The sequence below is a fragment of the Prochlorococcus sp. genome (genome assembly GCF_965655815.1).
GTDB classification, from domain to species: domain Bacteria; phylum Cyanobacteriota; class Cyanobacteriia; order PCC-6307; family Cyanobiaceae; genus Prochlorococcus_A; species Prochlorococcus_A pastoris.
On sequence record NZ_CBFHHZ010000001.1, the window covers coordinates 428,319 to 445,451 of the forward strand.

The following is a 17,133-nucleotide window of genomic DNA, read 5'->3' on the forward strand; positions in this document are numbered from 1 at the left end:
AAATATGATGCTTTCAACTCCCATACTACTAGATTATCAATCTTCAACCCCTTGTTTAGAGGAGGTTGTAAATTCTATGGCACCTTATTGGAGTGAAATATTTTCTAACCCCTCGAGTAAATCAAATTTAGCAGGCATTAATGCAAGTGCCATATTAGAAGTCTCAAGAGAAAAAATACAAGAATATTTATCTCTAAAAAAAAAGAAAGTAATTTTTACTAGTGGAGCAACAGAATCTAACAATTTAGCTTTGCTAGGTTTTGCAAGGAAACATTTTAAAGAAACAGAAAATTATGGTCATATTATTACTCTTAAAACTGAGCATAAAGCTGTATTAGAGCCCCTAGATCAATTAAGAAAAGAGGGATTTCATATTACTGAAATTAGTCCAGAAAAAGATGGTTTAGTTTCAGAAGAAAAATTTGTTAGCTGTATAAGAGATGATACATTTTTGGTAAGCATCATGATGGCAAATAACGAAATAGGAGTTATTCAGCCTTTGAAGGAAATATCAGAAATATGTGGTTCAAGGGATATAGTTCTCCATTCTGATTATGCACAATGTTTAGGTTTTCTGGAGTTTGATAGCCTTGATTCAGTAGCAAATATGTTAACAATAAGCTCCCATAAAATATATGGTCCTAAAGGGGTAGGAATACTTTTGATTGATAGAGATATTGAGCTGCAGCCTTTATTTTTAGGAGGAGGTCAAGAATTTGGTTTAAGATCAGGAACATTGCCATTACCCTTGATAGTAGGTTTTACTAAAGCAATAGAGATAGCAGTTTTAAATCAAAAAAAGAATATCCAGAAATTTCTTTTTTATAGAAATAAACTTTTGAAGGGATTATTAGGCAATAATTCTGGAGTTGAAATAAATGGGTCAATGAAGGAAAGATTACCTCATAATTTGAATCTGACAGTACTTGATGTAAACGGTTCAAAATTGCATAAAAGTTTGAAATCTAAAATAATCTGTTCTAGTGGGTCAGCGTGTAGTAATGGTGAGCCTTCGCATGTATTACTAGCTCTAGGAAGATCTTTTAAAGAAGCAGAGGCTTCATTAAGATTAAGTATTGGTTTGATGACTACTAAAGAAGATATAGAAAAATCAATTGAGATAATTACAGATTCTATTAAATTATTACGCTGAGATTTTAATTATTTTAATTGAGCAATTCTTAATTTTGCGCTTCGCGATCTTTTATTATTTTCAATTTCTTTTTCATTTGGTGTAATTGGTTTTTTTGTAAGATTTTTTAATCTTTCATCACCCTTAAAAGAATTTTTCACCAGCCGATCTTCTATTGAATGAAAGCTAATAATTGAAATTATTCCCCCAGGTAATAGCCAATCTGGAGAAATCTCTAAAAATCTTTCTAGTGCTTCGATTTCTTTATTTACAGCAATTCTTAGTGCCTGAAATGTTCTAGTCGCAGGATGAATTTTTCGATATCTTTGTTTGGGTGGGAAACAACCAGCAATTGAATAAGCTAAATCTTTTGTACCCGAATATTTGCCTTTTTCTTGTAAATCTTTTTTGATTCTCCTAGAAATCTTTCGTGATAATCTTTCATCACCAAATTTAAAAATTAAATCAGCCAGATCTTTTTCATTTAAAGTCTCAATTAAGTCCTCAGCATTCATCTTAAGTAACGGATTCATTCGCATATCTAAAGGCCCATCTTTTTGAAAACTAAATCCTCTTTGTGGGTTATCTATCTGATTACTGTTGACTCCAAGATCTGCTATTACAAAAGAAACTTTTTCTTTTGGCTCAAAGTTAGCAAAATTTGAGGGACATATTTCAATCCTCGATTTAAATTCTTCAAGTTTTATGAATGCTGACTTTCTAGCGAATGGATCGTGATCTAGTCCAATTATTTTTAAATCAGGATATTTTTTTAATAATTGATATGAGTGTCCACCACCACCTAAAGTTGCATCTATCGCTGTTAGTTTATTGTCTGATATTAATGGATATTGATCTACAGAAACTAAAATTTCATCTGTCATCACTGACTTATGATTGAATAAAGATGAATCAGAAAGGTCAGTTTGCATAACTTTCTACTAAGATTTAAAAAGAGGTTAAATTATTAATGGCTCAACTAGAGACTAGAACAGAACCGATGGTGGTCAACTTTGGCCCTCATCATCCATCTATGCATGGAGTTTTAAGGTTAGTTGTAACCCTTGACGGCGAGAACGTAATAGATTGTGAGCCCGTAATTGGATATTTGCATAGAGGCATGGAAAAGATAGCTGAAAACAGGACAAACGTTATGTATGTACCTTATGTAAGCAGAATGGATTATGCTGCCGGAATGTTTTATGAAGCTATTGTAGTAAATGCACCAGAAAGATTGGCGAATATTGTTGTACCCAAAAGGGCCAGTTATATAAGAGTTCTAATGTTGGAGCTCAATAGAATTGCAAATCATCTTTTATGGCTAGGTCCATTTCTAGCAGATGTAGGAGCTCAAACTCCATTCTTCTATATTTTTAGAGAAAGAGAAATGATTTATGACCTTTGGGAAGCTGCTACTGGACAAAGATTGATAAATAATAATTTTTTTAGAATAGGTGGTGTAGCTTGTGATTTGCCTTACGGATGGTTAGAAAAATGCATTGATTTTTGTGATTGGTTTGCTCCAAAGATTGATGAATATGAAAAACTAATAACAAATAATCCTATATTCAAAAAACGAATTGAAGGTCTTGGAACCATAGAAAGAGATCAAGCAATTAATTGGTCACTTTCTGGACCAATGCTTAGGGCTTCTGGAGTCTCTTGGGATTTGAGAAAAGTTGATAGTTATGAATGTTATGACGATTTTGAATGGGAAATTGCTTCCGAAAAAGAAGGTGATTGTTATGCCAGATATCGAGTAAGAGTTCAAGAAATGAGACAATCATTAAAAATTATTCGTCAAGCTTGCGAAATGATTCCTGGAGGCCCAACAGAAAATTTAGAAGCTAAACGCATGGCTACAGAGGATAAAAAAAGTGAGATATTTGGCATGGATTATCAATATGTAGCTAAGAAAGTTGCGCCTACTTTTAAGATCCCTAATGGAGAATTATATACAAGATTAGAATCTGGGAAAGGTGAAATAGGAGTTTTCATTCAAGGAAATAATGAAGTTACACCATGGAGATTTAAAATTAGAGCTGCTGATTTAAATAATCTTCAAATATTGCCTCATATTCTAAAGGGAGCAAAAATAGCTGATATTATGGCAATTCTTGGCTCAATAGACGTCATTATGGGTTCTGTAGACAGGTAAACCTTTTAATGAAACCTAAAAATTGGTTGATTTTAAAAAGGAAAGTAAGGTTTGGTGATTGTGACTCTGCAGGAGTGATACATTTTCACAACCTTTTAAGATGGGCACATGAAAGTTGGGAAGAAAGTATAGATATATATGGTATTCCTCATCAGGATATTTTCCCCGATGCTAATTCTAATAAAAATCAAATTATATGTCCCATAGTTAATTGCGAAGCTAATTTTTTATCACCTATTAAGATTGGCGATTTACTTTCAATTAAGATATTCCCCAAAAAAATTAATAATCACTTATTTCAAGTAAATACATTTTTTTTAAAGGATGAAATTAATGTCGCTGAAGGAAAAATCATCCATTGTTCTTTAGATGTTGATTCAAAATTGAAAGTTAAATTACCTGATCAACTGGAGAGGTGGATAGAGGCTTCCAATGTAAATACGAATTTAAAAGAGTGTTAATTATCATGAGTTACTATTTTTCAAATATAAAATTAGATTTTTTAATGTAATTTGATTGATTTTTACCAATTATCCAAGCTTCAGGCCTTTCATGTTTTGGCCAATTTTTAGAAAAGTTTTTTAATATTTTTAATGAATATTCAATATCTGTTTTAGAAGTTTGTTTTTTAAAATAAATGTTGATTTCTATTTTATTTCCCCATTCTTTATTAGGTATATTTGAAATCTTCAAATTTTCTATTGGAATTTTTTCATTTGAGATAAATTTACTTAATCGTAATTTAATTACTTCTGGAAAAACTATTTCACCTCCAGAATTAAAAGCATTATCTATTCTTCTAATAAATTTTAAATAAGAAGAATCATTCAATTCTTGGATTTCTCCCAAATCACTGCTTTCCCACCAACCATTTTTATCTTTGAAATTTTTAGTTTTAGAAGCTTCAAGCAATTCAATTCCTATTCTTTCTGATTTGATTTGGATTAAACCCTTTTTACTAATTCTTAAATTTATATCACATAGTATTTCTCCAACATTATCAATCCCTTCTAAAAATTCCTTAGGTTTTAGGCTTGTAACCATTGCAGCAGTTTCAGTTGATCCGTAACAGGGTGCTAAATTTATTTTTTCTAGTCTGCACTTGTGAGAAGTTTCACTAGATATAGATTCACCACCAATCCAAATTAAATCAAAAATCTTTAACCAATTAATCCCATCTTTTTCAGATAAAAGTCTTTTTAATTGTGTTGGAACTAATGATGTTATCAGGTGTTGATTTTCTTTTTTTATCTCATTAGTAAAGACTAATAATTCCCTGGTTTTTTTAATTAATTTAGGAGAAATATTGATATGCTCACAACTCCATATTTTGCTTCTAAATATTGGCATTAAACCACTGATATGATTCAAAGGTAAAGTATTAAAAATTAAACAGTTTTGTAATTTAAATCCTTGCTTTTCAAGCCAAATTCCAGATGCCTTAGCAGACGAATTAAGATTTTCTAAACTATGTATGCATTTTTTAGGCTTTCCACTACTGCCACTACTATTTAAGATAATTGCAGGTCCAACTATATCTATAGTCTCTAATATTTCTGCAGTTTTATAAGATTTATTTTTTATATAGGTTATTTTTTTATCGTTTATATTTTTAAGAATTTTTTTTAAAGATTCTTTTTCATTATTTTCAACTTCAATAATATGAATTTTATTTTTCATAATTGATCCCATATCTTTTGAGCATTATTTAGGAAAAGAAAAGAATTAGGATTTTTTTTTAAAGCCAATCCAGGAACTTTGGGAGTTACTCCCAATAGCTGTAGAGAGGATAAATGAAAAAGCCATCTTCTGCCTATTCCTGTCTCGAAAGAAGTGCTTAAGGATCTAAAACCTTTTTTATCTTTTAACTCTTTTAAAAGATGCATAGGATTTCTTTCTTGAGAAGGTCTGCGAATTTGCCAACCATCCCATTCATTAATCAAATATGGATATTTTAATAGTGATTCATCCAAAGCAATTGGCATCTTTTTATTAAGTTCTTTTAAACCCTCAATATCATCTTTAGAAAGAGGCTGTTCTAGCCAATCTATATTTTTAATATCTTTCAAAATATCAACCCATCTTTTAGCTGTTTCTCTTTTCCAAGAACCATTCGCATCTATTCTTAATTTTATATTACTTTTTAAATGATTTAATATCTCTATTAAAGTTTTTTCTTCGGAGAAATTATCTTGTATGCCTACTTTCCATTTAATAGTGAGTAATTTCTCATTCAAAAGTTTATTACCTTTTAAGATAATTAATTCTTTAAGAGGGTTATGAGGATCTAAAAGTATAGCTGTCTGATCAATTTCATTAAAGTAATAATTTTCCTGAAAATTTATTTTTCTTTCAATTTCAGCTAATGCAGAGTTTATTGCTGATTGAATGCAAGGGTGAAAATTCTTTATTAACTCAGATACATTTTTTGAATTTACGTATTTGGGAATCTGATTTAATTGTATTTGACATGCATCTAAATCTTTTTTTCTTAGCGGATTTACTTCTCCAAAACCAACTCCTTTTTCCATATTTTTTAATTTAATTATCCACCCAGATTTATAGTTATATGTTGTATTTGAATTATCCACTTTCGAAGATAATTTAAAGAAAAAAGATTTTTTTTTAAAAGTTAAGTTCATTTATAAATCAAGTAATCAATGATAAATCCTGCTATTAATCCAATTCCATTTAGCGTTTGGAATTTGATAGCAATAAATTTACAATTTTTTATTACTTCAGGTTTATTATATGAATATTTCAACAAAGTTATAAGCTTTAATGATTGAGCAAAACTTATAAGAAAAAGAATACAAAGTATCGGAATAAATCCATTAATTATTAAAAAAAGTTGGAAAATATAAATTATAAAAACTATCCAAGGAATAATTTTAGCTCCTTTTTTCGCTCCTAAACGAACTAAAGGTGAATTTTTACCATGTTCTTTATCTTCTTTTATCTGATGAAAATGAGAGCAAAATAGTACTAGTGTGGTTGCCAATGAGGATCCTGAACCAAGTAATAATGACTCTTTCCAAGGAATAGAAATCATGTATATATCTGATGGATTTAATGCAATTAAAGCAGCGGCGTAAGCAAAGGGGCCAAAAGCTAACCAACATAATGGTTCTCCTAAACCCTGGTAGCCCAAACGAAAAGGCGGTCCTTGATATAAATATCCTAAGAAGCAGCAAGCGCCGACTAATAGCATTACATTTATGCTCGTCGAAATTGAAATAATGGCAATTACTAGTAATCCAATTAATAGAGATGTATAAGCGGTAATTGAAACTATTGTTTTACTTCGCACAAGATTTACAATGGAATGAAATTTGAATTCATCAATTCCTGTTTCTGAATCAAATAAATCATTAGTTAGATTTTCCCAAATTAGTATTAATATTGCAGCGATTGTGAATGCAATTAAATTATATATTTTGACATTTTTGAAAGAGTTGAGGGTATAAGCTCCTGAAATAAAAACTGGTAAAATTGCTACTGAATAAAGAGGCCATTTTATTGCTTGTTTCCATAAACTTTTATTTCTTTCATTCATTATTAATCCAGTTAAGAAAAACTATAATTATTAAATATAGTTTATAAATTGAGTTACATTTTTTACTTTAATGCATGATTTTTAGTTATTTTCAATAAGTGATGAAAAATAATTTAAACTTTTCAGATTTTTTAAAAGGCGTTTTTTCCAATTTCGATAAGAAAGGGGTAAATTCCGGATTAGTAAGTATCTGTATTGAGATACCTTGTGTTGATTTATTTGATGTATACGAATTTTTTATTGATAAATATTCTTTTTCTTCTTTTTGGGAAGAGGATAATAAAATGTCATATATAGCTCTTGAGAAATGTAAATATCTAACTTTAGAAGGGCCAAAAAAATTTAAAGTAGCCAAAGAATTTAGTGATGAGAATTTTAATAATCTAATAAATTTGACTGATGAATCGAATACCTCTGCGCTTTCAAAAATAATTTATTTTTTTTCTTTTTCTGAGAATCTAAAGAAAAAATATTGCTTGTTTGACGTTCCTGGTCTAGAGGCCATTTTACCTAAAATATTGATTATTAAAAATAAAAAGAATTGTTGGTTAAGAATTAATGCACATGTAGAGGGTAAATCTTCTTTGAGGACGTTAATTGAAGAACTATGGTCAATAAGGGATCAGATCTTAAATTCAAAAAATCAAAAAAGTAAAAATATTTTTAATTATCCTTCGATCAATTATTTTTTGAATTCTTTAGAATTATCAAATAATAATTTGAAGCAATTAATAAAAAAGGGAATTAAATTAGTAGAGGAAGGTAGCCTTGACAAGATAGTTTTAGCTTCAAGAGTCAAAATAGAATTTAAAAATAAATTAAATATAATAAATATTTTAAAAAAATTAAAAACTAATCAACCAAATACTTGCAGATATGTTTGGAGGAGAAATAGTAAAGATATTATATTTGGAGCATCGCCTGAAAAATTATTTTCTTTAAGGAAGCCTGATCTGGTTTTAGAAGCTATTGCTGGAACAGTATCAAGTGATTTAAATCCGGATTCTCTTATGGAAAGCTCTAAGGATATAAAAGAGCATAATTATGTACTTGAGTATTTAATTAAATCCTTGGAAGTTTTAAAGATTAATAACTATACAAAAAGTTCTTTAAAGGTAACTTCTTTTGGAGATATTTCTCATTTACAAACTTTGGTATATTCCAAAATTAATAACATATGCCCTTTTGATTTGCTTAGAGTTTTGCATCCATCTCCAGCAGTCTGTGGATCTCCTAAAAAGGAAGCAATTAATTGGATAAACACACTTGAATCATTTTCTAGAGGAAATTATGCTTCGCCAATAGGATGGGTAGATTCTGAAGGGAATTCAGAATTCAGAGTAGCCATAAGAGGAGCACGTTATATTGATCAAAATCTAGAATTTACCGCTGGTTCAGGGTTAGTAAAAGGTTCTATCTCTAAAAAAGAAATTGAGGAGATTCAACTTAAATTTCAATCTTTAGTGAAGCAAATATTTCTTGCCAAAACTACTAAATAATTTCTAATAATTTTTCAACTACTTGATCCGAAACACTTTTGTTAGATAAAGTTTCTATCTCTCTTAATCCTGTTGGACTTGTTACATTAATTTCACTAAGCATTTCATTTATTACATCTATACCAACAAAGAATAAACCTTCATCTTTGAAATGTTGAGATAACTCAGTACAAATTTTTTTTTCTTTAGCTGTAAGGTTTGTTTTTTCTGCTTTACCTCCCATAGCTAAATTACTCCTAAAGTCTCCCCCTTGAGGAATTCTATTTATTGATCCAATTGGCTCACCGTTAACAATAATTATTCTTTTATCCCCTTCTTTTACTTCGGGAATGAATTTTTGCATCATTACTGGTAATTGTTCTTGCGATGTTATTAATTCAATCATTGCTTTAATACCTGGAGAATCCTTAGTTAGACGAATAACGCCTTGTCCTCCTTTTCCGCCAAGTGGTTTAACAACAACATCATGATTAATTTGTGCAAAATTAATAAGATCTTTTACTTTACTTGCAACTATTGTTGGAGCCATCAAATGGCTGTACCTCAATGCCCCTAATTTTTCGTTCCAAGCACGTAATGAGGAAGGCTTATTTATAACTTTTACTCCTTTTCTTTCGGCCACTTCTAAAAGATGAGTTGCATATAGATACCCCTCGTTGACTGGGGGATCTTTTCTCATCCAAATACAATTAAATTCAGCAAGAGGGATACATTTATTTTCTTTAAAAGAAACCCATGGACAAACTTCAGCTCTCCAAGAAGATGCCCATACTTCATCTCCTCTTGCCTCTAGATCTTGAGGAGTACAAGTCCATACTTCTATCTTTTTCTTAGAAGAAGCTTGCATTAATGCTGCAGACGAATCTTTTAATGGATTTATATTTTTTATTGGGTCTATCACAAATAGAAATTTCATATTATCTAATTAAGTAATAAGTCCAGTTTGTCCTCTTTTTCTAATTCATAAAGTTCGTCACAACCACCAATACTTTTGTCATCAATGAAAATTTGAGGAACTGTTCTTTTACCATTAGCTCTCTCCATCATGAGTTCCCTCGCATTATCATCGCCATCTATTTTATGTTCAGTAAAAGTTATATTTTTTTTCCCAAGTAAAGATTTCGCCCTTATGCAGAATGGGCAAAATCGCCAAGTATAAATTTCAACTTTAGACATTTTTTTAAAATATTATTTACTTTATACTATTAAATAAAAGTGCTTGTTAGATTATAAATAACAATTAAATTCTATTTTGATAGATATAACAGAATTTAAAAAAGATCTTTCAGAGTTAACAAAGCGCCTGGGTAATGCTCAGGATTGTCTTTGACGTCCCCAATTTAGTAGCTAAGAAAAAAGAGTTAGAGCAAATTGCTGCTCAACCAGAATTCTGGGGTAATCAGGCAGATGCAAAAAAACATATGCTCAACCTTGATGATGTTAGAGATCAACTTCAATTGTTAGATAAATGGAAAATGTTCATTTCTGATGCTGAAGCTTCTCTTGAGCTTTATTCCTTAGAGCCTGAAGAAGAAATGATTGTTGAGTCACATCAAGGGTTAGTCACTTTAAGAGAGAATTTAGATAAGTGGGAATTCCAAAGATTATTATGTGGTGAATATGATAAAGAAGCTGCTATCGTCACTATTAATGCTGGTGCAGGTGGCACTGATGCACAAGATTGGGTGGAGATTCTATTAAGAATGTATTCAAGATGGGCAGATAATAATGGAATGAGCTTAGAAATTACTGATTTATCTGATGGAGAAGAAGCAGGTATTAAAAGCGTTACATTTGAAGTTAATGGTAAATATGCTTATGGTTATCTTCAAAACGAAAAAGGTACTCATAGATTAGTAAGAATCTCACCGTTTAATGCAAATGGTAAAAGACAAACTAGTTTCGCTGGAGTTGAGGTCATGCCTAAATTAGATCAAAGTATTTCACTAGATATTCCTGATAAAGATTTAGAAATTACAACTAGTAGATCAGGCGGAGCTGGAGGACAAAACGTTAATAAAGTAGAAACAGCAGTTAGGATTGTACATTTGCCTTCAGGAATCGCTGTAAGATGTACTCAAGAGAGATCTCAGTTACAAAATAAGGAGAAAGCAATGTTATTGCTTAAAGCTAAATTATTAGTAATAGCTAAAGAACAAAGAGCTTCTGAAATATCGGATATTAAAGGTGATATTGTTGAAGCTGCATGGGGTAATCAAATACGAAATTATGTTTTTCATCCCTATCAAATGGTCAAAGATTTGAGAACAATGAAAGAGACTAACGATTTAGATGCAGTTCTTAATGGTGGCTTAGATCAATTTATTCATGAATTATTACGTATGAATATTTCTTCTAAAGAGTCTATTAAATAAATTTATGGCAAATAAAAACGAAAATTTAGAAAAAAAAGTTTCTCCTCCTAGCTTTATAAAACTAGCTATGAGAAATATGGTTAGGAAGGGTTCTAAAAGTATTTCTCATTTTTCAATTACTTTTTTAATTCTGATCGGACTTTTAATTTTAATAGCTACTTTAGGAAAGCCTAATATGCCTGTTTAATGAAAGTATGTATCAAAAAGATTTATATGACTTACAAATAGATTTAGTCTTTAAATGTAATGATTTTTCTAATTTATCAAATCATTTTACAAATAAGCTAGATAATCTTATTTTCGAGTCTGGTTTTTGGGAAGAAGTATTATTGTGTTGGATTAAAATAATTATAGATGAAAAAGATAATTCTTTTCCAAATTTTATTTTAGACAAAAAAAGATTTTCGTTAAGTTTGCAGATTATTAATGATAATCAAATTTCTTCTATTAATCAAAAGTGGATGAATAAATCTGGGTCAACTGATGTTTTATCTTTCCCAATTATTTCTGATGAAGATACTACTAAAAATTTAAATTTTATTGAATTAGGAGATTTATTTATATCCTTAGAAACGGCTTTTAAACAATCCTTAGAATTTAATCATTCTATTAAAAAAGAAATGCTCTGGTTAGCAAGTCATGGATTATTACATCTTTTTGGATGGAAACATAATAATGATTATGAATTAGATAATATGTTAAATTTTCAAGAATATTTAATTTCAAAATTAGATTGAAAGATTTTATTAATCAACTATAAATGAAGACTAAAGCAAAACTTTTAAAAAGTAGAAGAAGTTCATATAGGACATCTAAAAATTTTTTAATAAGTTTTAGATACGCTTTTAATGGGATTAAATATACATTTAAAAATTCAAGAAATTTTAAAATTCAAGTTCTTTTTGCTCTTTTTAGTTTAATCATAGGTTACATTCTTCAAATTGATAAAAGCGATTATTTGATCATTCTGGTGACTGTCTTTTCTGTATTGACTTTAGAAATAATAAATACATCAGTCGAATCTTTAGTTGATCTAGTGATTAAAAAAAAGTTTAGTAATCTCGCTAAAATTGCAAAGGACTGTTCAGCAGGTGCTGTATTATTAGCTTCAATTAATTCTGTTATTATTGGTATATGCTTATTTATTCCTAAAATAAAGTTATTATTTTTAAATTGAAAAAGATATGTTTTTAGTTATTGATAATTACGATAGTTTTACTTATAACCTTGTTCAATACTTAGGTGAGCTTTCAGTAGATCATGACATAACAAAAGAATTATTAGTAAAAAGAAATGATGAAATTACTTTAGAAGAAATAAGTCATATTAATCCCGATGGTATTTTATTGTCTCCTGGTCCAGGGAATCCAGATCAGTCAGGTATTTGTCTGCCAATTCTCCAAAACTTATCAAAGGAAATACCAATATTAGGGGTCTGTTTAGGTCATCAAGCATTAGCTCAAGCCTATGGCGGTAAAGTAATAGTTGGTAAAGAGTTAATGCATGGAAAGACCTCAAAAATTATTCACAATAAAAAAGGATTATTCAAAGATATTGATAGCCCATTTGTGGCTACTAGATATCATAGTCTTATTGTAGATTCAGAATCTCTCCCCTCGTGTTTCGAAATAACTGCAACTCTAGAGGATTCAACAATTATGGCAATTTCTCATAAAGAATATAAAAATTTACATGGTGTTCAGTTTCATCCAGAAAGTGTTCTCACACAATTTGGACATAAATTAATTAGTAATTTTCTAAATATGGCTGAACAGAAGTAAAATATAAATATATAAATTTTCTATGAGTATTATCAAAATTAAAAAATTTTTCCTTTTTATATTATTTTTATTTTTAATACCCTCATCCGCTATGGCAGGTGATTTGTTATTAAAAAGTTTAGGTCATGGTAGTTTTTTAATTAAAGGAAAAGAAAAATCAGTTCTTATAAATCCTTTTAAGGCTATTGGTTGTGCAAGTGATTTAAATGAGCCAAAAGGGATAAATTCTGATTTTATCTTAGCTAGTTCAAAACTAGCTGATGAAGGATATAATCCAAATGATCAATTGATGTTTGTAAAACCTGGAGTTTATAAATTCGAAGATATATTATTAAATGGAATTGAGATTCCTCATGACAGAGTTGGGGGAAGAAGGTTTGGTATGGCTACGGTCTGGAGTTGGGAGCAGAATAATTTAAAAATAGTCCATATGGGTGGAGCTGCTGGTGAAATGGATATAAATAGTCAAATTATTTTGTCTAGTCCAGATATTTTGTTTATTTCAATAGGAGGAGGATTAAAATCTTATAACGGAAGCGAGGCCTCAGATGTAGTAAAAAAATTGAACCCCTCAATTGTTGTTCCTGTTCATTTTGCGAGAGGTAAAAATATTAGTGATAATTGTGATTTTTCTAATGCTGACTTTTTTCTCGAAAATATGCAAGATTTTAAAGTCAAATATCTTGGTAAAAGCTTTGAAATAAATTCAAAAAGAATTGATAAAAATACTATTTATATTTTCAAAGATTAATTATTAAGATCTAATTTTTTATAAGTACTCCAGAAAAAACTCATTTGTTCTTGAGTTCCTATACTAACCCTTATAGAATTTTCAATATCTTTTTTGTTTTTCATCTCTCTTATTAAGATACCCTTTTCTCTCATTTGTCTTGTCAAAATTTCTGGATTTTTTTTTGGCCAAATTAAAAAATAATTTCCCCCACCAAAATGTTTCCTAATTGCCACAGATTCAAATTTTTTCTCAATTAATACTCTCGCTTTTTTTACTTCAGCAACATAATTATCTATATAAGATTTATCATTTAGAGCAGCTAATGCAGCAGTAACAGCAAAACTGTTCACATCGTAAGGTCCTGTCACTTTATTGATATATTGAATTATACTTTTATGTCCGAAGGCAAAGCCAATTCTTAAACCAGCCAAACCAGCAGTCTTTGAAAGGGATTGAATAACAACTATATTTTTAATTTTTTTAAAATCTATTACTGGAAGAAGACTATCTCCGTTAAATTTCTCATAAAGTTCATCAACGACAATTAATGATTTTTTATTCAGATTTGCTAATTTAATTATTTCTTGAGCACTTAAAACAGTACCAGTTGGATTATTTGGATTACAAATAAATATTAATTTAGGTTTATGTTTAATAATTTTTTCTTTAAATCGCTTTATTGGGAAAAGAAAGTTTTCTCCTTCGTAGGCACAAGTTATTTTCCTCATACCTTGTATTTCAGAACAAGGAGAATAATAACCAAAAGTCGGGTTTGTGGTCAGAAATATTTCATCCCTGTCGCCAAAAGAATTAAATATGGCATTTATTGCAGCATCAGCTCCATTAAACAAACCTATCTCTTCAGAGTCAAATTGCCTTGATTCATAATAGTGATTCGATACAAATTTTTTTAATAAGTTATATTCTGGATAGATTGAAATTTGATTTAAATTAATATCTTTGATCGCTTCATATACTTTTTGACTGGGACCTAAAGTATTTTCATTAAAATCTAAACGCAATAAATTTCTTCTGTTTTCTAAAGGTGCAGAATAAGATTGCATATTTATTATTTCCTTTCTTGGGAGAGGTGAAAGATTATTTATTTGATCAAATTCATTCATTACATTCTCTCTAAGGTTTCAATTCCAAGAAGCTCTAAACTTAATTTTAAAGTCTTTTCAGTTAAAGCACATAATGTGAGTCTTGAAATCTTTGTATCCATTTCTCCCTTAAGAATAGGAACTTGATCATAAAATCTATTAAAAGTCTTACATAATTCAAACAGATAATTACATAATCTATTTGGCATTAAGTCTTTTTCTATCGAAATTATAACTTCATCAAATTTAAGTAATTTCCTTATAAGCTTCCACTCTAAATCATGACTAAATGAAATAGATTCCAAATTTATAGCCTTTTCAGTCATATTATTTTTTCTATTAATTCCTGAAATTCTTACAAGTGTATATAAAAGATAAGGGGCCGTATTTCCATTAAGAGAAAGCATCTTTTCAAAACTAAATTGATAATTTGTGATTCTATTTTGGCTTAAATCGGCATATTTTACTGCTCCGATTCCAATAACTTTTGAAGTATTTAAAATAAAATCATCATTTTCAAAACGACTTTCGTTCTCTAATCTTTTTAATAGATCTTCTTTTGCTCTTTTAACTGACTCTGATAATAAATCTTTTAGTTTTATGGTATCTCCTTCTCTTGTTTTAAGTTTTTTACCATCAATACCTTGTACTAACCCGAATGGGACGTGATTTACTTCACAATCTTTAGGAATCCAATTAGCTCTTTTTGCAACTTGAAAAACTCCTGCAAAATGATTAGATTGACCATGATCTGTTACATAAATAATTCTAGCTGCATTATCTCCATAAGGTTCCTTATTAAATCGATATCTTAGAGCAGCAAGATCAGTAGTTGCATAATTAAACCCACCGTCTTTTTTTTGAATAATAAGTGGTAATGGATTACCTTCTTTATTAGTCATGCCATCAAGAAAAACACATTTTGCGCCTTGATCTTCTACTAAAATTCTCTTGTAATTTAAATCCTCAATTATTGATTTTAAAAACGGATTATAAAAGGATTCTCCTCTTTCCTTAATTTTTATGTTCAATGTTTTATAGATTTGATCAAACTCTTTTCTTGATTGATTACATAATAATTTCCATGCTTCAATTGATTTTTTATCTCCACTTTGTAATTGAACTACCTCTTCTCTTGATCTCTTTTGAAATTCTGTTTCATTATCAAATCTTTTTTTTGAAGCTTTATAGAATTCAACTAAATCGCTAATTTTGATCCTATCTATTTCTTTAAGATCACTTGAATATAAATCTTTAAGCTGAGTAATAAGCATTCCAAATTGTGTACCCCAATCTCCAATGTGATTTAGTCTTAAAACGATATATCCTCTAAATTCGAAAATTTTTGAGATCGAATCTCCTATAATTGTTGATCTTAGATGACCTACATGCATTTCTTTAGCAATATTAGGACTTGAAAAATCTACGATAACTTTTTTTTGGGAATGACTATTATTTTTATGGGATAAAGGAACACCAGCTCTCGGGCATTTAATATTAGATTTTATTGCTTCAATCAAAACTTTATTTTTTAATTTTATATTTATAAAACCTGGTCCCGCAATTTCTAAATCTTCACACAAATTAGATATCTTTTTATTTTCTTTGAGGGCCTCAATAAATGCTATAGCAATTTCTCTAGGGTTACTTTTATAAATCTTAGATAAAACCAGACATATATTACATTGATAATCACCAAACTCCTCCTTAGATGCTTGATTAATTAGATTTTTACGAATTTTTTCAAATTCTTCTTTCTTTTCATTTTTTATAAGACTTTCTAGAAGGGTTTCTTCAAAGCTTTTAGTTAATTCTTTAAAAATTACCTGCATGAATTATTAAAATGCTATTCGAGTCACTTAATTAATATAACGCATACTAAAATCAATCCAATTACTTTTAGTAATTGAAGAACTTGTTGAAATTAAATCAATTCCATCAATTAAATAGTTACTAATGTTTTTTGGATTAATTCCAGATACCTCTATGATTAAATCATTCCTAATTGTTCTATTAGAGTTATTTGTTGATAACTCTCTTAATTCTTTAATACTTTTTTTAAGTAATTCAGGATTAAATTCATCTAACAAAATACTATCTGCCCCTGCTAAAACTGCATCTTTTGCTTGCTTCATATCTTCTGCTTCAATAATAATATGAGTTGTAAAGGGAGTATTTAATCTAATTTTTTCAACTGCATTTTTCAAGTTATCAGTCCATGCAATATGGTTTTCTTTAATCATTGCAGCATCATATAATCCCATTCTATGATTAATACCACCACCACATTTAAAAGCATACTTTTCAAATATTCTTAAACCAGGAGTAGTTTTTCTTGTATCTGCTAAATTTATATTTGTACCTTTCAGAACATCTACAATATTTTTTGTATAAGTTGAGATTCCCGATAAATGCATTGAGATATTGAGACTTATTCTTTCACTTGCCAAGAGACTTCTTGAAGGGCCATTTAGTTCAAGAAGCTTTTGATCCTTCAAAAATTTTTCACCATCATTAATAAAAAAATTGCACTCTATCTTTTCGTCAATTTTTTTTAAAATTTCTTTTATTATTCCTACACCACAAAATATCCCTTCCTCTTTTGCTATCCAATGGGCTTTTCCTATTTTTTTGGTAATCGCAGAAGATGTTAGATCACCTTTACCGATATCTTCTTCAATCCAATCATCAATAATTCTAGAAATATTTGGAGAGTATAAATCCACTAAATTTGAAAAAGATAAAAATTTTATTTTAACTTTTAAAGTTTACTTTATACATTTATGTATTTTAATA

At 29.2% G+C, this 17,133-nt stretch carries 19 protein-coding genes; 10 read left to right on the forward strand and 9 right to left on the reverse strand.

Annotated elements, in window-relative coordinates; all coding sequences use genetic code 11:
- Positions 1–7: 7 nt before the first annotated feature.
- Positions 8–1,153: a cysteine desulfurase family protein gene (locus ACTF45_RS02235; protein ID WP_438949328.1), complete on the forward strand. Its 1,146-nt coding sequence runs from the start codon at positions 8–10 to the stop codon at positions 1,151–1,153.
- 8 nt (positions 1,154–1,161) lie between these two features.
- Here the strand turns inward: ACTF45_RS02235 and rsmH are convergent, their stop codons facing one another.
- The gene (gene rsmH, locus ACTF45_RS02240) at positions 1,162–2,064 is read right to left on the reverse strand and encodes a 16S rRNA (cytosine(1402)-N(4))-methyltransferase RsmH (protein WP_288346446.1); all 903 of its coding nucleotides are present in this window, start codon (positions 2,062–2,064) and stop codon (positions 1,162–1,164) included.
- 38 nt (positions 2,065–2,102) lie between these two features.
- On the opposite strand from rsmH, the gene ACTF45_RS02245 reads away from it, so the two are divergent.
- Positions 2,103–3,290, forward strand: a complete 1,188-nt coding sequence (locus ACTF45_RS02245; protein ID WP_011131811.1) for an NAD(P)H-quinone oxidoreductase subunit H — start codon at positions 2,103–2,105, stop codon at positions 3,288–3,290.
- Positions 3,291–3,298: 8 nt separating this feature from the next.
- Positions 3,299–3,751, forward strand: coding sequence for an acyl-CoA thioesterase (locus ACTF45_RS02250; protein ID WP_438949264.1), 453 nt, complete (start codon positions 3,299–3,301; stop codon positions 3,749–3,751).
- A gap of 13 nt (positions 3,752–3,764) precedes the next feature.
- Here the strand turns inward: ACTF45_RS02250 and ACTF45_RS02255 are convergent, their stop codons facing one another.
- Genes ACTF45_RS02255 through menA form a run of 3 tightly spaced genes read right to left on the reverse strand, consistent with a single transcriptional unit; the run spans position 3,765 to position 6,846 of the window.
- A complete protein-coding gene (locus ACTF45_RS02255) occupies positions 3,765–4,970 on the reverse strand; it encodes an AMP-binding protein (RefSeq protein ID WP_438949265.1) in 1,206 nt (401 codons plus the stop codon).
- On the reverse strand, positions 4,967–5,932 hold the full coding sequence (locus tag ACTF45_RS02260; protein ID WP_438949266.1) for an o-succinylbenzoate synthase: 966 nt from the start codon (positions 5,930–5,932) through the stop codon (positions 4,967–4,969). The genes ACTF45_RS02255 and ACTF45_RS02260 overlap by 4 nt, the downstream gene beginning before the upstream one ends.
- Positions 5,929–6,846 (reverse strand): 2-carboxy-1,4-naphthoquinone phytyltransferase, encoded by a 918-nt coding sequence (gene menA, locus ACTF45_RS02265; protein ID WP_438949267.1) that lies wholly within the window; start codon positions 6,844–6,846, stop codon positions 5,929–5,931. Before menA ends, ACTF45_RS02260 begins: the two co-directional genes overlap by 4 nt.
- A 101-nt stretch (positions 6,847–6,947) precedes the next feature.
- Here menA and ACTF45_RS02270 point away from each other — a divergent pair, with 101 nt between their 5' ends.
- Positions 6,948–8,345 (forward strand): isochorismate synthase, encoded by a 1,398-nt coding sequence (locus ACTF45_RS02270; RefSeq protein WP_288346451.1) that lies wholly within the window; start codon positions 6,948–6,950, stop codon positions 8,343–8,345.
- On the opposite strand, the gene gshB is transcribed toward ACTF45_RS02270, so the two are convergent.
- Together gshB and grxC are read right to left on the reverse strand one after the other, a co-directional pair.
- A complete protein-coding gene (gene gshB / locus ACTF45_RS02275) occupies positions 8,338–9,261 on the reverse strand; it encodes a glutathione synthase (protein ID WP_438949268.1) in 924 nt (307 codons plus the stop codon). The two genes, ACTF45_RS02270 and gshB, sit on opposite strands and share 8 nt — an antisense overlap.
- 5 nt (positions 9,262–9,266) lie before the next feature.
- Entirely contained in the window at positions 9,267–9,521 is a 255-nt protein-coding gene (gene grxC, locus ACTF45_RS02280) for a glutaredoxin 3 (RefSeq protein ID WP_288346453.1), read from the reverse strand.
- A gap of 76 nt (positions 9,522–9,597) precedes the next feature.
- Between grxC and prfB the strand changes: the two genes are divergently transcribed.
- From prfB to ACTF45_RS02310, 6 genes are all read left to right on the forward strand, one after another.
- Positions 9,598–10,720, forward strand: a protein-coding gene (prfB, locus tag ACTF45_RS02285) for a peptide chain release factor 2 (RefSeq protein ID WP_438949269.1) whose coding sequence is annotated in 2 segments (ribosomal slippage) — positions 9,598–9,672 and positions 9,674–10,720 — 1,122 coding nt in all. Because the reading frame shifts where the segments join, the coding sequence is not laid out codon by codon here.
- Between the two features lie 4 nt (positions 10,721–10,724).
- Positions 10,725–10,907, forward strand: a complete 183-nt coding sequence (locus ACTF45_RS02290) for a DUF3285 domain-containing protein (protein WP_011131820.1) — start codon at positions 10,725–10,727, stop codon at positions 10,905–10,907.
- A gap of 7 nt (positions 10,908–10,914) precedes the next feature.
- Positions 10,915–11,457: an rRNA maturation RNase YbeY gene (gene ybeY / locus ACTF45_RS02295; RefSeq protein WP_438949270.1), complete on the forward strand. Its 543-nt coding sequence runs from the start codon at positions 10,915–10,917 to the stop codon at positions 11,455–11,457.
- A 23-nt stretch (positions 11,458–11,480) separates the two neighbouring features.
- The gene (locus ACTF45_RS02300; RefSeq protein WP_438949271.1) at positions 11,481–11,897 is read left to right on the forward strand and encodes a diacylglycerol kinase family protein; all 417 of its coding nucleotides are present in this window, start codon (positions 11,481–11,483) and stop codon (positions 11,895–11,897) included.
- A 7-nt stretch (positions 11,898–11,904) separates the two neighbouring features.
- The gene (locus ACTF45_RS02305; RefSeq protein ID WP_288346457.1) at positions 11,905–12,501 is read left to right on the forward strand and encodes an anthranilate synthase component II; all 597 of its coding nucleotides are present in this window, start codon (positions 11,905–11,907) and stop codon (positions 12,499–12,501) included.
- 22 nt (positions 12,502–12,523) lie between these two features.
- On the forward strand, positions 12,524–13,252 hold the full coding sequence (locus ACTF45_RS02310; protein ID WP_438949272.1) for an MBL fold metallo-hydrolase: 729 nt from the start codon (positions 12,524–12,526) through the stop codon (positions 13,250–13,252).
- Here ACTF45_RS02310 and ACTF45_RS02315 read toward each other — a convergent pair.
- The 3 genes from ACTF45_RS02315 to nadC are packed head-to-tail and all read right to left on the reverse strand — an operon-like array spanning position 13,249 to position 17,063.
- Positions 13,249–14,358: a pyridoxal phosphate-dependent aminotransferase gene (locus ACTF45_RS02315; RefSeq protein WP_438949273.1), complete on the reverse strand. Its 1,110-nt coding sequence runs from the start codon at positions 14,356–14,358 to the stop codon at positions 13,249–13,251. The genes ACTF45_RS02310 and ACTF45_RS02315 overlap by 4 nt on opposite strands.
- Positions 14,358–16,169, reverse strand: coding sequence for an arginine--tRNA ligase (gene argS, locus ACTF45_RS02320; RefSeq protein ID WP_438949274.1), 1,812 nt, complete (start codon positions 16,167–16,169; stop codon positions 14,358–14,360). The genes ACTF45_RS02315 and argS overlap by 1 nt, the downstream gene beginning before the upstream one ends.
- A gap of 27 nt (positions 16,170–16,196) precedes the next feature.
- Positions 16,197–17,063 carry a carboxylating nicotinate-nucleotide diphosphorylase gene (gene nadC, locus ACTF45_RS02325; RefSeq protein ID WP_438949275.1) on the reverse strand — a complete coding sequence of 289 codons (867 nt, stop codon included), beginning with the start codon at positions 17,061–17,063 and terminating at the stop codon, positions 16,197–16,199.
- Positions 17,064–17,133: the final 70 nt, after the last annotated feature.

Coding starts and splice junctions, on each gene's coding strand:
- grxC (WP_288346453.1), bottom strand. CDS start 9,521: ATGTCTAAAGTTGAAATTTATACTTGGCGATTTTGCCCATTCTGCATA.
- ybeY (WP_438949270.1), top strand. CDS start 10,915: ATGTATCAAAAAGATTTATATGACTTACAAATAGATTTAGTCTTTAAA.
- ACTF45_RS02260 (WP_438949266.1), bottom strand. CDS start 5,932: ATGAACTTAACTTTTAAAAAAAAATCTTTTTTCTTTAAATTATCTTCG.
- ACTF45_RS02255 (WP_438949265.1), bottom strand. CDS start 4,970: ATGAAAAATAAAATTCATATTATTGAAGTTGAAAATAATGAAAAAGAA.
- ACTF45_RS02270 (WP_288346451.1), top strand. CDS start 6,948: ATGAAAAATAATTTAAACTTTTCAGATTTTTTAAAAGGCGTTTTTTCC.
- rsmH (WP_288346446.1), bottom strand. CDS start 2,064: ATGCAAACTGACCTTTCTGATTCATCTTTATTCAATCATAAGTCAGTG.
- menA (WP_438949267.1), bottom strand. CDS start 6,846: ATGAATGAAAGAAATAAAAGTTTATGGAAACAAGCAATAAAATGGCCT.
- ACTF45_RS02305 (WP_288346457.1), top strand. CDS start 11,905: ATGTTTTTAGTTATTGATAATTACGATAGTTTTACTTATAACCTTGTT.
- ACTF45_RS02310 (WP_438949272.1), top strand. CDS start 12,524: ATGAGTATTATCAAAATTAAAAAATTTTTCCTTTTTATATTATTTTTA.
- ACTF45_RS02235 (WP_438949328.1), top strand. CDS start 8: ATGCTTTCAACTCCCATACTACTAGATTATCAATCTTCAACCCCTTGT.
- ACTF45_RS02315 (WP_438949273.1), bottom strand. CDS start 14,358: ATGAATGAATTTGATCAAATAAATAATCTTTCACCTCTCCCAAGAAAG.
- gshB (WP_438949268.1), bottom strand. CDS start 9,261: ATGAAATTTCTATTTGTGATAGACCCAATAAAAAATATAAATCCATTA.
- ACTF45_RS02290 (WP_011131820.1), top strand. CDS start 10,725: ATGGCAAATAAAAACGAAAATTTAGAAAAAAAAGTTTCTCCTCCTAGC.
- ACTF45_RS02245 (WP_011131811.1), top strand. CDS start 2,103: ATGGCTCAACTAGAGACTAGAACAGAACCGATGGTGGTCAACTTTGGC.
- ACTF45_RS02300 (WP_438949271.1), top strand. CDS start 11,481: ATGAAGACTAAAGCAAAACTTTTAAAAAGTAGAAGAAGTTCATATAGG.
- argS (WP_438949274.1), bottom strand. CDS start 16,169: ATGCAGGTAATTTTTAAAGAATTAACTAAAAGCTTTGAAGAAACCCTT.
- ACTF45_RS02250 (WP_438949264.1), top strand. CDS start 3,299: ATGAAACCTAAAAATTGGTTGATTTTAAAAAGGAAAGTAAGGTTTGGT.